Origin of the sequence: Rubrimonas cliftonensis (genome assembly GCF_900107585.1) — a bacterium.
Lineage (GTDB): Bacteria > Pseudomonadota > Alphaproteobacteria > Rhodobacterales > Rhodobacteraceae > Rubrimonas > Rubrimonas cliftonensis.
The window spans coordinates 142,931-156,612 of sequence record NZ_FNQM01000008.1 but is presented as its reverse complement, the minus strand read 5'-3'; the positions used below and the strand labels follow the sequence as shown (position 1 = coordinate 156,612).

Genomic DNA, 13,682 nt, shown 5'->3' with positions numbered 1-13,682 from the left:
TGCCAAAACCAGCCTGACAAGCCCGTGTAGTTACATTTTGGCCCATCCGGCCATAACAATATCAATCGCTTACGCGTTTTGCTGTCGAAGTTGGGTGACCGGCATCGTCGACGTGGTCGGCAGCGCCGGGGACGACATCCTGATTGGCAGCGACAGCGGCGGCGACAGCAACGACGTCAGTTCGTGGCGGGACCTCAGGGGCCTCGCCGGCGACGACACGCTGGTCGGCTCCCGCGTGATCGACCACATCGCCGACTACCGGCGCGACGCCGAGGCGGGCGGCGGCGGCGCGATCTTCGTGAACCTCCCGGCCGGCGTCGTGACCGACGGCTTCGGCGACACCGACACCGTGATCGACATCACCAACTTCGATGGAACCGCCAGCGGCGACCTCATGCTGGGCGACGACCGGGAGAACGACTTCAGCGGCCATGACGGCGCGGACACCCTGAGCGGCGGCGGCGGCGACGACGCCCTGCGCGGCGGCGCGGGCGCCGACCTCATTGATGGCGGCGAGGGCGACTACGACCAGATCATGCACGACGGCGGTTTCCGCGGCATCATCGCCGACCTCGAGGCCGGGGCGGTGATCGATCAGTTCGGAGACACCGACACCGTCACCGGCGTCGAGCATGTGCGCGGCACCGAGTTCGCCGACGTCATGCGGGGCAATGACGTCTTCAACAACTTCCGCGGCCTCGCCGGCGCCGACACCATCGACGGGCGCGGCGGACGGGACGAGGCGCGCTACGATCGCGACGCGTCGCGCGGCGGCGCCAGCGGCGTCACGGTCAATCTCGCGGCAGGCTTCGCCATAGACGGCTTCGGCGACCGGGACACGCTCATCGACATCGAAGACGTCGTAGGCAGCGGCTTCGCCGACGTGCTGATCGGCGATGATGGCTACAACCGCATCCGCGGCGGCGCGGGCGCCGACATCCTGACCGGCGGCGGCGGCGCGGACGTGTTCCGCGGCGCCGCATCCGAGCTCGACGGCGACCTGATCATGGATTTCGACGAGGATGACGTGATCGAGGTCGCGGGCGCGTCGTTCGACGCCTCCCGCGTGTCCCTCATCCTGCGATCGGGGGACACGGACATCCTGATCGATCTCGACGGCGACGGATCCGGCGACCTGACGATCGGCCTCAAGGGAGACTACTGGTCCCATTCGGTGAGCGCCGCGATCGAGGGCGACGCCACGGCGATCAGGCTGGCGGCGCCGGCGGTTGGAGCCGTCAGCGCCAATATGGGCGACACGATCAAGGGCGGCAGTTTCGACGATGTCATCAACGGTCGCCAGTATGCCGACATCATCCTGTCCGGCGACGGCGACGACACGATCTTCGGCGGCGACGGGAACGACACCATCAAGCCCGGCCGCGGGAACGACGTGATGGACGGCGGCGCCGGCGACGACATCCTGGTGGGCTTCCGCGGCGACGAGGTGCTGATTGGCGGGGCCGGGAACGACACCCTGCTCGGCAACCTCGACGACGACACCATCACCGGCGGCGCCGGCGACGACCGCCTCCAGGGCGGCCCGGGGCGCGACGTCTTCGTGTTCGACACGGCCGAATGGGGCCATGACCGCATCGTGCTCGACTTCCTGCCCCAGTCCGACACGCTGGACTTCCGCGGCTCGGGGCTGACCTTCGTCGACCTGACCATCAGCGCCTCCGCCGGCGGCAACGTGCTGATAGCGGCCGGCGACAGCTCGATCCTGATCAACTCCGCCCGTTTCGGCCCGCTCGACGTCGCCGACTTCACCGGAGACGTGCTGCTGTTCGGCTGAGGCCGGGCGGCGGCGGGCGCGTCGGGCCCGCCGCCGCTTTTGCCCGCCCGCGCCTTGCCTTAAGACGGACGGCGAATCCCCGCGGGCGGCCGCGGGGGCGAGATGGGCGGTCCGCCTCGGCGCGGGCGCTCCAACAAGACGATCGAGCGGGGCTGGAGCATGCATCGGCGCGAGTTCCTTCGCCGGATCGGGGGCGCGGGCGCGGCGGGCGCGGCGGGCGCGCCGATCGCCCTGACCGGCTGCGCCGCGCTGCCGCGCAGCGGCCCCCGCACCGCCGACATCATCGGCGAGACCGAGCCGCTCGAGGGCCTCGTCGCCGCCCTCGACGCCGACGCCGTGGCGCTGACCGCTGCGGCGCCGCCCGCCGGCTTCCCGCCGGCGTTCCGCGACGCGGCGGCGCTGGACCCGACCCGCATCGGCGTCGGCGACCTGCTCGACGTCACGGTGTGGGAGACCGAGGGCGGCGGGATCTTCTCCGACCGGGGCGGCGCCACGGTGATCGAGGGCGCGGCCGTCGAGCCGTCCGGGCGGCTCTACATCCCGTTCATCGGCCCGCAGCGCGCCGCGGGCGCGACGCTGACCGAACTGCGCGATCGCATCCGCGCCGCGCTGCAGCCGCTGTCTCTATCCCCGCAGGTTGACGTGCGGCTCAACGAGCCGCTCAGCCGGCTCGTGGCGATGCAGGGCGCGGTGGCGAGCCCCGGCGTCTATCCCATCGAGCGCGCGACCACGCGGCTCTCGGCGATGCTGGCCGCCGCCGGCGGCGTGCCCGTCCCGCCCGAGGCCGTCGAAGTCGCCATCGCGCGCGACGGCGTGATCGGCCGGCAGATACTCGCCGACGTGTTCGACGAGCCGGCGCTCAACGTCGCGCTCAGGCCCGGCGACCTCGTCGTGCTGTCGCCGATCCGCGAGCGGTTCATCGCCATGGGCGCGACCGGCGGGCAGGCCGAGATCGTGTTTCCCACGCGGCCGCTCGACCTGCTGTCGGCGATCGCCGCGGCGCGCGGCCTGAACGATTTCGACGCCGACCCCACGGGCGTGTTCGTGTTCCGCTGGGAGACGCCGGCGGTGGCCGACGCGCTGCTGACCGGGCCGCCGCCGCCGGGCGCCCCCGCCGGGCCGGGCCGCCCGATCGTCTACCGGCTCGACCTGTCGGCGCCGCAGGGCTTCTTCGTCGCGCGCAGCTTCGGGATGCGCGACGGCGACGCGCTGTTCGTCACCAACGCGCCGCTGACCGAGCTGCGCAAGTTCCTGCAGCTGTTCAATTCGGTGATCACGCCGGTCAACACCGTCAACGCCACGGGGCTCTGACCGCGGACGCCCTCACCCGAACAGCAGCACGTCGCCGGCGAAGTCGGCGACGTCGAGCGCCCCGAAGCGCTGGGAGTTGACGAGGATCGAGCTGTCGCCGGCCTCGATCAGCACGTTGTCGCCGGCCTGGGTGATGCTCAGGTCGGCCAGCGCCAGCCCCGAGCCGCGGAAGTCCAGCGTGTCGGACTGGGGCAGGAAGTCGAGCACGATGCGGTCGTCGCCCCATTCCGCCGTGTCGAACACGAAGACGTCGAAGCCCGGCCCGCCCTGCATCCGGTCGTCGCCGGCGCCGCCGGTGAGGGTGTCGTCGTCGAGGTTGCCGAGCAGGGTGTCGTTCCCGGCCCCGCCGACCAGAACCTCGTCGCCGCGGAAGCCCACGAGGATGTCGTCGCCGGCGCCGCCGTCCATCACGTCGTTCCCGCGGCCGGGCTTGATCGTGTCGTTCCCGGCGCCGCCTGAGATCGTGTCGTCGCCGTCGCCCGAAAGCACCAGGTCGTCCGCCTCGCCGGCCGCGATGACGTCGGCGCCCTGGCCGGACTTGATGACCTCGCCAACCGCGCGGAAATTCGCCTCCGCCTGGTCGGCGAGATCGGCCACGGCGCCGAAGAAGTCGAGCTTCAGGTTGGCGGCGTCGATCGTCAGGCTCTGCGCCGCCGGCGCCGCAAAACCCGCGGCGGACAGGCTCACGGTCCATGCGCCGGGCGCCAGCGGCAGGGTGTAGCCGCCCGCGGCGCCGGTCACGGTCTCGAACACGCCGCCGGCGCCCTCGGCGCGCACCGTCGCGCCGCCGACGCCCTCGCCGGGGTCGTAGAAGCCGTCGCCGTCGGCGTCGATCAGGGCCACGCCGGTCACGGCCGCATCGGCGCCGAAGCGCGTTCCGAAATGCTGCGTCACCGAGACGGGGCCGACCGGCGTGATCGCGCCGACATCGACCATGGCCACGCCGATCTCGGCGTAGGCGGGGTTGAGGATGACGTCGCGGTGCCCGGCGGGCGACTGCATCCCGTCAGGCCCGTAACCCCAGTCGATGACGAAGGCGGCGTGGCTGTGCGCCGCGTCGCGACCCCAGGCGAAGACGTTCTCCGCCAGCCGCCGATAGCCGGTGTAGCCGGCCGCGGCGATGCGCTCCGCCAGGCCCGGCTCGCCCGGCAGGAGATGCGACTGCATGCCGAACTCGATCATGCCGAGCGAGTGCGTCGTCGCGGAGTCGGCGAGCGCCCCGCTCCAGGCCAGGGGCGGCGCCGCGGGCCGATCGGCCATCGCCGCTGCGAACACGTCGAGGTCGACGCCGAAGAAGGCGACCGCGGCGGCGACCCACAGATCCTCCTGCGCGATCTGCGCCAGGCGCTGCGCCTCCGCGGCGGGGTCGGACCGCGTGCGGTTGATCAGCTCCAGGAGAAGCTGCTCCTCAGCCGTCGCCTCACGCATGCCGCACCCCACCTCACACGAGGCGCGTACACCCCGCGCCCCGCGGCGGAAGGTGGGCGGATCGTGTTAAGGCGAGGTCAAAGCCGCCGCGGGCGACGGCTCAGCCCATGAACAGGGCCCGCCGGCGCCAGAGCGCCGCCATGCCTAGCGCGGTGGAGCCCAGCGCGAAGCCGCGCAGGTAGTCGGCGTCGTAGACGAGGGTGGGATACTGATCGTAGACGCCGAGCCGCAGCAGCTCCACCACATGCACCACCGGGTTCCACGCGAGCCAGCTGCGATACGGGTCGGGCATGAAGCTCGGCACGAAGAACACGCCCGAGACGAAGATCAGCACCCGCGACAGGATCACGTAGATCCGTTCGAGCAGCGGCATCTCCTGCACCGCGTAGCCGCGCAGCAGGCCGAAGCCGAAGCCGAGCAGCCCGCCCCAGAAGAGCGCCGCCGCCACATGCTCGAAGTGGTGGGGCCAGGTGTCCCGCCCCTCGAACGCGCCGATGGCGTAGGCCAGCGCGGCGAGGATGACCGCGGTGATCAGAGTCTCGAACAGAGCCTTGGCGATCGCCTCGTGGAACATGCCCACGCCGGCGAGCCGGGTGGTGCCGCCAAGCCCGGTGATCGCCGAGGAGACGAGCCCGGCGCCGCGGGTGAACAGCGTCAGCATGGCGATGCCGGTGAGCAGGAACAGCGCGAAGCTGTCGCCGTAGCCCGCCGTCCGGCCGATCAGCGAGAACAGCAGGATCATCACGGCGAGCTGGCCCACGGGCTCGGCGAACACCCAGACGAGCTGGAAGCTCTCGCGGCGGTTGCGCGGCAGGAAGCTGCGCCACAGCAGGGTCCAGACGAGGTTCAGCCGGTCGCGCAGCCGCGGCGTCCACGCCGCGTCGCCCGCCGGGAGGGCCTGCGGCGGCGAGACGCTCCGCCCGCCCCGCATCGGCGCCCCTTGGGGCGGCGGCGCGGGGCCGCTATCATTCGCCGTCATTCTCGCCAGGAACTCCCATGCCCGTCGCCGCGTCCATCCGCCCGCGATCCTATCTCGGCGCCGCGATCGGCTTTTTCGCGCTCGTGATCGCGCCCACGCTGTTCGCGGGGATCTACTACTACACGGTCGCCGCCGACCGCTACGTCACGGAGGTGCGCTATTCCGTGCGCGGCGGGGCGATGATGCCCGGCGGCGGCGGCGGCGGGATGCTGGGCGGCGGCGGCGGGCTGATCTTCGCCGGCGACAGCTTCATCCTGGAGGACTATCTCGCCAGCGCCCAGGCGCTGGTCGACATCGAGGCGCATGTGCCGATTCGCGCGATTCTGGCCCGCGACGGCGGCGACCGGGTGCGCGGCTACGACCCCGAGGCGCCGCTGGAGGATCTGCTGGGCTACTGGCGCGCCGCGGTCTCGCCGCGCTTCGACGCCGTCACGGGCATCACCACCGTCAGCGTCTCGCTGTTCCACCCGGAGGACGCGCAGGCTGTCGGCGCGGCGCTGGTGACGGAGCTGAGGCGGATCGTCGACAGCCTGTCGGAGCAGGCGCGCACCGAGATGCTCGACTATGTCGAGCGGGAGTATCGCCGCGCCGAGCGCGAGCTCGACGACGCCCGCGCCGCGATCGAGACGTTCCGGCGGGCCAACCGCATCATCTCCCCCGACGAGGAGGTGAGCATCGGCTCCACCATCATCGCCTCGCTCTCGGGCCAGATCGCCGAGCGCACCGTGACGCTGCGCGCCCTGCGCGAGCGCGCGCGCAACTCGCCCCGCATCCCCGTGATCGAGGGCGAGATCGCCTCGCTGGAGGCGCAGCTGCGCAATGAGCTGGCGCAGCGCGCCGGCGAGGAGGGCGGCGGCGCCCTGCCCGAGCAGCTCACTAGCTTCGAGGAACTGCGCAGCGCCTACGAGATCGCCCGCGACACCTTCGTGACCACGCTGGGCCTGAAGCAGGAGGCGGAGGCCGCCGCCACCCTCGGCCAGGCCGAGCTGGTGGTCTTCGTGCCGCCCCGCGCGGCCGACATCGCGACGGAGCCGCGCCGGATGCTCGAAACCCTGAAGGCGTTCGGCGCCGCCTTCGCGGCATGGCTGATCCTGCGCATCCTGCTGGCGAGCCTCGCGACGCAGTAGGCCGCCGGCGCCCCTCCCCGGCCGGGGTCAGGCGGGGGGGTCAGGCGGGGGGGGTCAGGCGGGGGCGGGGGCGGCCTCGTCCTTCCGCGCGGCGGCGCTCTCGGCGAGCGCCTCGGGGTCGTCGCGCAGGACGCCGTTCTCCAGCCGCAGCGCCCGCTCCGGCCGATAGGCTGAGACCGACGCCTTCTCGTCGGCGATCCAGATCACCGCCGCCCGGCCGCGCGCCGCCTGCAGCAGCGGCCGCAGCGCCTTGCGCAGCGCCGCGTCGGCGGGAAGCGGCGCGCCGTCGACGACGTAGACCGGCGCCGGAACCAGATAGGCGGAGGCGTAGAGCAGCGCCGTCCGGTCGCGCCCGACGATGCGGCCGAAGTCGCGCGACAGCGCCTCGGCGTCCTCTAGGAACCCGGCCGTCGCCGCGGTGTAGCCGGCGAGTTCGAGGCCGTAGGCGGCTGCGCGCAGCTCCAGCCCGCGCAGCGCCGGCGCGCCGCCGAGAAAGCCCGCCCCCGAACCGACGATCGGCGCCGCCAGCCCGGCCCGCCGGATGCGGCCGGCGTCGGCGAAGCTCACGCCCGCGAGCAGCCGCGCGAGCGAGGACTTGCCGGAGCCGCGCTTGCCGCGGATCGCCGTCAGCTCGCCCGTCGCGAAGCGCGCGTCGACGCCCGACAGCACGGTGCGGCGGCCCGCGCGCTTCACCACGCCCTCCAGCGCCAGCACGACCGCCCGCCCCTCCTGCGGCATGTCCTCTCGCCCATCCCGCCGCCCGTCCTGCGGCTCCTCCGCCGCGCCGGGGGCCGCGCCCGGCTCGGTTCCGGCCGCCGTCACCGCCGGGGCCGCCCGGCGTCGGCGGGAGCGGCGGCGTCCGCCGACGCCGCGGGGGCGGCGACGGGGCCGAGGGCGCCGGCGAGCCCCGGCACGAGGCCTTCGGGGAGCGGCCAGGCCGCGTCCTCCCAGCGCGCCGCCCGCGAGGCGGGGAAGGCGTCGAACAGGGCCCGCGCATCCGGCCGCCGCGGCGCGATCTCGCCCGTCAGCCCGATCAGCCGGTCCCAGTCCGAGGCGGCCTCGCGCCTGGTCAGCATCACCTGCACGCGCCCCAGCCCCTGCCCGGCGTAGAGGTCGCGCACCCTGTGGTCGAGCGGATCGCGCGGGTTCATCGGCTCCACCGCGCGCAGCCCTCCCTCGCGGAAACCGAACCAGGCGTTCGGCGCGCCGTAGACGTCGGCGATCACCAGCCCGTGCAGCGAGGTGGAGAGGATCGCCCGGCAAGAGGCGATCTCGCGCAGCCGCGCCTCGAAAGCCGCGACCGTCGGGGCCACGCGGGTGTCGATGATCCGCACCCGGTCGCGGAACGCCTTCGGCACGTGGTAGCGCGCCAGCGCGGCGCGCACCGGGGCCGACGGCGCGTCTTCAGCCCGGCCCGCTTCGGGCGCGCCCCACGGGTCCAGCTCGCTGAGATGCACGATCACGCCGAGGTCCCAGCGCTTCTCCACCTCGCCCAGCGGGAACACCCGGTCGAGCAGATAGACCGGGTCGCCGAAGATCTCCGGCGCCGGCACGCCCTCGCGGCGCAGGGCTGCGGCGGTCATCGGCCCGCGCGTGGCGTGGACGTGGAGCGCCGTGTCGGGCGGCAGGCGCCAGGGTTTGCCGCGGTCGGCGGGGTTCACGCCGGCGTCCAGCCCCGGCCCCCAGAGATGCGCGACGCCGCCCTGCTGGCCGTGGGCGATGGTGCCCACCGCGACCAGCCGCTCAGCCGCGCTGTCGAAGGCGGCGTGGCGCACCGGCAGGCCGGTCATCGCCGCGACCATCACCGGGCTCAGCGCGTCGCCGAGGTTGACGTAGCCCGCATCCGCCTCGGTGCGCGCCCAGCTCAGCGCGATCGCCGCGCCGCCGTCCTCGCCGCGCGCCAGCGTCAGCGGCGGCGGCGGCGCCGGCGGCCGGGCCACCGCCGGCAGCCGCCAGCCCGCCAGCCGCTTCTCCAGCGCCGCGACGCGGGCGGTCTCCGCCGCCGCCGCCGCGCGCCCCGCCGCGACGTCCGACGCCCTGAGCGCGGCGACGTCGTGGCTGTAGGGGAACGCGTTCAGCGTCGGGTGCTCCCAGATCGTCGCGCCGGGCTCGGGGACGATCGGGTTCAGGTCGATCGGGAAGCTCTCGAACAGCGCGTCCTCGTCGATCGCGGCCTGGGTCCAGCGCCGGTCCACCGCGTCGATCGCCGCCGCCCAGTCGGTCGGCTCGCCATGGGGCTGGGCGTAGTAGGGCAGGCGGTCGCGCCCGGCGCCCATGTAGAGGTCGACGGCGCGCGGATCGAGCCCGCAATCCTCCGTCAGCGCCGTCTCCGCCGGCCCCGCCGGCCCGCGCGCCGGAAACGGCAGGCAGGGGATGCCGTAGCTCTCCGCCCAGACCAGCCCGTGCAGCGAGGTCGAGAGGATGCGGCGGCATGACAGGATCTCGTCGAGCCGCGCCCGCATCGCCCCGGTCGAGATGTCGGTGACGGTGTTGATCAGCCGCACCGAGCCCGCGAATTCGGCCGGGATCTCCGCCCGCCGCAGCCCGGCGCGCGGATGGCACTCCGTCGCCCGGTCGGCGAGTTCGGAGAGGTGCAGGATCACCCCCAGCTCCCACCGCTTCTCGACCTCGGGCCGGTAGAAGCGCGGCAGCAGCCAGACCGGGTCGCCGAAGACCGGCGCGGCGACGCGCCCGCCCGCGATCAGCGCGCCCGAGAGCGGCCCGCGCGTGGCGCAGACATGCGCGCGCAGGCCGGGGTCGGGCGACTGCCGCGCCGCCTTGTCCGCCAGCCCCGACCGCGGCGAGCAGCCCGTGCCCCAGAACCACGCCTCGCCGCCGGCGATGTTCTGCCCCACGGTGCCGACGGCCACCAGCCGCGGGTTCCCGGAGCGGAACGGCACGCGCCGCACCGGCCTGCCCGACAGGAGCGCCGTCATCACCGCGCTGAGCGCGTCGCCGAGGTTGAGGTAGTCCTGCGCCGTGGTGCCGCCGGCCCAGGCCAGCGGCGCGACGCCCTCTCCGCGGACGATCCGCGCGAGCTCGCCGCTCACGCCCGCCCCCCGAACCACCGCACCAGCCGACGCCCCGCGCCCTGGACCGCGCCCTGGCCGGCGCCCTGGCCCGCGCGTGGCGCGGCGGCGCCCTCGGCGTCCTCGGCCGGCGCGGCGGCGGCGTCGAAGGGCGCCGCGGCGATCAGCGGATGGTCCCAGATGGTCCCGCCCGCCGGCGCCGCCAGCGGCGCGGCGCCGGCGGGGCAGGCGTCGATCAGCGCGTCCCCGTCCACGCCGAGCGGCCGCGCCTCGGCGTCGACGGCGCGCATCAGCGCGTCCCAGTCGGTCGGTCGGCCCTTGCGCTGGCGCCAGTAGACGATCTCGCTCTGGCCGCAGCCGAGCAGGAGGTCGACGAAGCGGGCGTTGACGCGGCCGATGGCGTCCGGCGCGGTCAGGTCGGCGGCGGCCACCCCCTCGGCGCCGCGGTCGGCGCCGAGATAGAGGCAGGGCACGCCGTAGGCGGCGGCGATCGCCAGCCCGTGCAGCGACGTCGAGACGATCCGGCGGCAGGCGCGGATCTCGTCGATCTTGTCGCGGGTCGCGGCCACCGTCGGCGGCGCGACCATGGTGATCAGCCGCACCGAGCCGTCCGCCGGCGCGGCGTAGCGGGCGATCGCCGGCTTGGCGACGGCCTCGAAGCCGCGGTCGGCGAGTTCGGAGAGGTGCAGCACGACGCCCAGCTCCCAGCGCTTCTCCACGGGCGCGGCGTAAAAGCGCGGCAGCAGCGCGGCGGGGTCGCCGAAGGGGACGTCGGGCGCCCCGCCCCCCGACAGCAGCCGCGCCGAGAGCGGGCCGCGCGTCGCATGCAGCCGGAATTCCGTGCCCGCCGGCGGGACGAAGGGGCGCCGGCGAGGCGACAGCGGGTCCGACCACGGCGAGCAGCCCGCCCCCCAGACCTCCACCCGCCCGCCGGCGAAGTTCTGCGCGATCGTGCCGATCGCGGCGATGCGCGGCGCGTCCGAGACGAAGTCGGCCGCCGCCGCCGGCCGGCCGGAGACCATGGTCAGCAGGAAGGGGCTCAGCGCGTCGCCGACATTCACATAGGGCGGCGGCCCGGGCTGGGCGCGCACCCAGGCCAGCGGCGCCGCCGCGCACTCGGCGAACATGTCCGGCATCGAGCTTCGTCCCTCCAGAGCGCGCGCGCGCCGCCGCAGCGGTCGCGCGCTTTCGTCAGAGCGATGGCGCCCCGGGCCGGGAAGGGCAACCCCGCCCGCCCGCCGACCATCCCGCGACCATGGCGGCGCGGCGTTCAGAAGCGGTTGAGCGTCCAGGACAGCGCATCGCGCCAGGCCCGGTCCAGCCGCCCGAGCGGCCGCCTCGCCGCGGCCCGCGCGCGCAGCAGCGCCGCCACGGCGATCTCCGGCGGCGCCGGCAGGCCGGAGGCCGGGTCGATGTAGTCGGGATGCAGGATCAGCGCCGCCGCGGTCAGTTCGTCGAGGTCGAGCGCGCGGTCGCGCGGCGGCGGGTCGACGTCGTCGGTCAGCCCCCAGCCGGCGTGGAACGGGCGCCCGAAGCAGGTGACGGCCTTGCGCCGCAGCAGCGCCTCGAAACCCATCAGCGAGGTGATGGTCGCCACCCGGTCGGCCCAGTCCAGGCAGGCCGCCGCCGGGGCCCGGTCGGCGACGGCGTCCGCGAAGCGCAGCGCCTCGGCGCGGGGGACGGCGCCCGGCCGCAGGCCGGTCTCGACGTCCGGATGGGGCTTGAACAGCAGGAAGGCGTCCGGAAACCGCGCGCGCGCGGCCTCCAGCAGGGCGAGGTTGGTGCGCACGGCGCGGGCGCCGAGGCGGATGGAGGCGTCGTCCTCCACCTGGCCGGGCGCCAGCACGCGCAGCCGGCCGCCGGCGTCGGGCAGGGCGGCGGCGCCTTCGAGGTTGTACTTGGTGAGCCCCGCCGCCAGCACCTGCGCCCGCAGCGCCGCCGCGCGCGCCTTCAGGGCGGGGGTGAAGTCGGCGGCGGCGACGGTCTGCTCGAAGGCGTTGCGGCGGGTGGCGTCGAAATGCGGCGGGCCGGGGCGGATGGCCAGCGACACCGGCGCGGTGTGCCGCAGGCCGAGCCCCACCGAGCGCAGGAAGCCGTCCTCCACCCGCAGCGCGCCCGCCGCGGCCGGATCGCCCTCGCCGGCGTCGCCCCACAGCGCGCGGGGGCCGTCGCCGGCCTCCGCGAGGCTGCGCGCGGCGCGCGGCGGCCCGTCCGGCCCGGTCAGGAACGGCGCGAGGCAGCGGCGCTTCCAGCGGCTCATGCCCACCAGCGCGACCGGCCCGCGCGCGCGCAGCGCCGCGGCGCGCAGCAGCGCCTGCGCGTCGAGCGCCGCGCCGAGCGCGACCTCGCGGCCCGACCACGGGCAGCGCGGGCGCGCGACCGCGAGCAGGGCGAGCGGGTCCGGCGGCGGCGCCTCTCCCAAGGCCTCCCCCGCCGCGCCAAGGACCGCCGCGCCGCCGATACGGGCCCAGAGGGCGACGTCGGCGGGCGGGCCGAACGCCGCCTCCAGCCGCTCGGGGTCCGTCGCCGCGGCGGCGTCGGCGCGCAGGATGTCGGCGTCAGCGAAGCGCGCCCGCGCCGCCGCCAGCCCGGCCGCGCCGAAGGCGAGCGCCCGCGGCCGCGGCGCGCCCGCCCGCGGCGCCGGCCACCACAGCGCCTCCACGCGGATGCGCGCCAGCGCGGCGGCGGCCTCGGCCATGGACGGGCCGTCGAGGCGGCCCGCCTCCCCCGCCGGCGGCGGCGAAGGCTCTCCCGCCGGCAGCGGCGACGGCCAGCCCGGCGCGGCCGGCGGCAGCAGCGGCGGGGCGCCTCGTCCCACGGGCCGCCCTCAGCCCAGCCGCGCGCGGATCGCCCGGGCCCAGCCCGGCCCGTCGAGCGGGTCGAGGAACACGGTTCCCGGCGGCGCGATCTCGCGGAACACCGGCAGGTCGGAGACGATGGCCGGCGTCCCCACTGCGGCGGCCTCCATCAGCGGCAGGCCCAGCCCCTCGGCGAAGGACGGAAACAGCAGCGCCCGCGCGCCTTTCAGCAGCGCCAGCGTCTCGGCGTCGGAGAGGTCGCCGAACTCGCTGACATGGGGCGCGATGGCGGCGCAGCGGTCGAGCATGTCCACGACCATCTCGTTCTCCCAGCCGCGCCGGCCCACGACCGCCAGACGCGGTGGCGTCCCCGCCTCCGCCAGCGCCCGCCACAGCTGCAGCAGCAGCAGGTGGTTCTTGCGCGGCTCGATGGTGCCGATGGCGATGAACCACGGCGCGGCGCCGTCCAGGATGGCGCGCACGGCCGGGCGCGGGGCCGGGTCGTCGCGGGGCGGCGGCCCCGGCTCCAGCCGCGGCGGCAGCGCGTCGATCCCCTCCACGGCCCAGCCCCGCGCCGCGGCGCAGGCGCCCAGGCGGCGCGCGGTGTCGGCGGAGTTCGCGACATAGCGCGTCGGCGCGGCGCCGAGCGCGGCGAGGAACCGCTCGAAGCGGCGCGCGCTGCGCGGCGTCTGGTACTCGGGATATTCGAGCGGGATCACGTCGTGGATGTAGGCGAGCCGGCGCATCCGCCGGCCGGGGTCCACCCGGTCGATCCCGCCCCGCTCCGCCGGCAGCCCGGAATGGGAGGCGACGACATAGGTGACGTCGGGCCCGGCGAGGGCGCGGAAGCCGCCCGCCGCGCCCCGGACGGCGCCGGCCAGCAGCGCGCGCGCGAGCCCCCGCGGCGCCGACGGGTCGGCGTCGGGTTCCTTCGCGTCCCCGGCCGCCGGGAGCGCGCCCCAGCGCCGCGCCAGCGCCCGCAGCGCCGCCGCCCCGACGGCGTGCGGCAGCAGCGCCGGCCCCGCCGGGGCCGCATGCACGAACAGGCAGTCCGGCCCGAAGCGCGCCGCGAGGTCGAGGCCGATGGCGAGGTCGATGCGGTCGACCCCCGTGCCGAAGGCGCGGGCGCGCTGGCGCAGCAGGCGCGAGACGTCGAACAGCGCGCGCGGCGTCTCGACCGGCAGGGGCGGCGCGGTCAGGCGGCCGGCCACGGCG

The 13,682-nt window shown here is 75.5% G+C and carries 10 protein-coding genes; 3 read left to right on the top strand and 7 right to left on the bottom strand.

Going from position 1 to position 13,682, the window contains the following annotated elements; all coding sequences use genetic code 11:
* The first annotated feature begins 94 nt into the window (after positions 1-94).
* Together BLW43_RS13785 and BLW43_RS13780 are read left to right on the top strand one after the other, a co-directional pair.
* Complete coding sequence (locus BLW43_RS13785) at positions 95-1,795, top strand: calcium-binding protein (RefSeq protein WP_093254308.1); 1,701 nt, start codon at positions 95-97, stop codon at positions 1,793-1,795.
* Between the two features lie 102 nt (positions 1,796-1,897).
* Complete coding sequence (locus tag BLW43_RS13780) at positions 1,898-3,106, top strand: polysaccharide biosynthesis/export family protein (protein ID WP_093254307.1); 1,209 nt, start codon at positions 1,898-1,900, stop codon at positions 3,104-3,106.
* 12 nt (positions 3,107-3,118) lie between these two features.
* Here the strand turns inward: BLW43_RS13780 and BLW43_RS13775 are convergent, their stop codons facing one another.
* Complete coding sequence (locus tag BLW43_RS13775) at positions 3,119-4,534, bottom strand: carboxypeptidase regulatory-like domain-containing protein (RefSeq protein WP_093254305.1); 1,416 nt, start codon at positions 4,532-4,534, stop codon at positions 3,119-3,121.
* Between the two features lie 100 nt (positions 4,535-4,634).
* Complete coding sequence (locus tag BLW43_RS13770; protein ID WP_093254304.1) at positions 4,635-5,513, bottom strand: ABC transporter permease; 879 nt, start codon at positions 5,511-5,513, stop codon at positions 4,635-4,637.
* A 17-nt stretch (positions 5,514-5,530) separates the two neighbouring features.
* On the opposite strand from BLW43_RS13770, the gene BLW43_RS13765 reads away from it, so the two are divergent.
* Positions 5,531-6,640: a KpsE/RkpR family capsule polysaccharide export protein gene (locus BLW43_RS13765; RefSeq protein ID WP_093254303.1), complete on the top strand. Its 1,110-nt coding sequence runs from the start codon at positions 5,531-5,533 to the stop codon at positions 6,638-6,640.
* Between the two features lie 54 nt (positions 6,641-6,694).
* On the opposite strand, the gene BLW43_RS13760 is transcribed toward BLW43_RS13765, so the two are convergent.
* The 5 genes from BLW43_RS13760 to BLW43_RS13740 all read right to left on the bottom strand — a co-directional run bounded on the left by BLW43_RS13760 (position 6,695) and on the right by BLW43_RS13740 (position 13,678).
* Positions 6,695-7,462 carry an ATP-binding cassette domain-containing protein gene (locus BLW43_RS13760; protein ID WP_093254302.1) on the bottom strand — a complete coding sequence of 256 codons (768 nt, stop codon included), beginning with the start codon at positions 7,460-7,462 and terminating at the stop codon, positions 6,695-6,697.
* Positions 7,459-9,690: a polysaccharide pyruvyl transferase family protein gene (locus BLW43_RS23595; protein WP_175478912.1), complete on the bottom strand. Its 2,232-nt coding sequence runs from the start codon at positions 9,688-9,690 to the stop codon at positions 7,459-7,461. Before BLW43_RS23595 ends, BLW43_RS13760 begins: the two co-directional genes overlap by 4 nt.
* Entirely contained in the window at positions 9,687-10,805 is a 1,119-nt protein-coding gene (locus tag BLW43_RS13750; protein ID WP_093254301.1) for a polysaccharide pyruvyl transferase family protein, read from the bottom strand. The genes BLW43_RS23595 and BLW43_RS13750 overlap by 4 nt, the downstream gene beginning before the upstream one ends.
* Positions 10,806-10,939: 134 nt before the next feature.
* A complete protein-coding gene (locus BLW43_RS13745; protein WP_093254299.1) occupies positions 10,940-12,487 on the bottom strand; it encodes a capsular polysaccharide export protein, LipB/KpsS family in 1,548 nt (515 codons plus the stop codon).
* A 9-nt stretch (positions 12,488-12,496) separates the two neighbouring features.
* The gene (locus tag BLW43_RS13740; RefSeq protein WP_093254297.1) at positions 12,497-13,678 is read right to left on the bottom strand and encodes a glycosyltransferase; all 1,182 of its coding nucleotides are present in this window, start codon (positions 13,676-13,678) and stop codon (positions 12,497-12,499) included.
* Between the last annotated feature and the right edge of the window lie 4 nt (positions 13,679-13,682).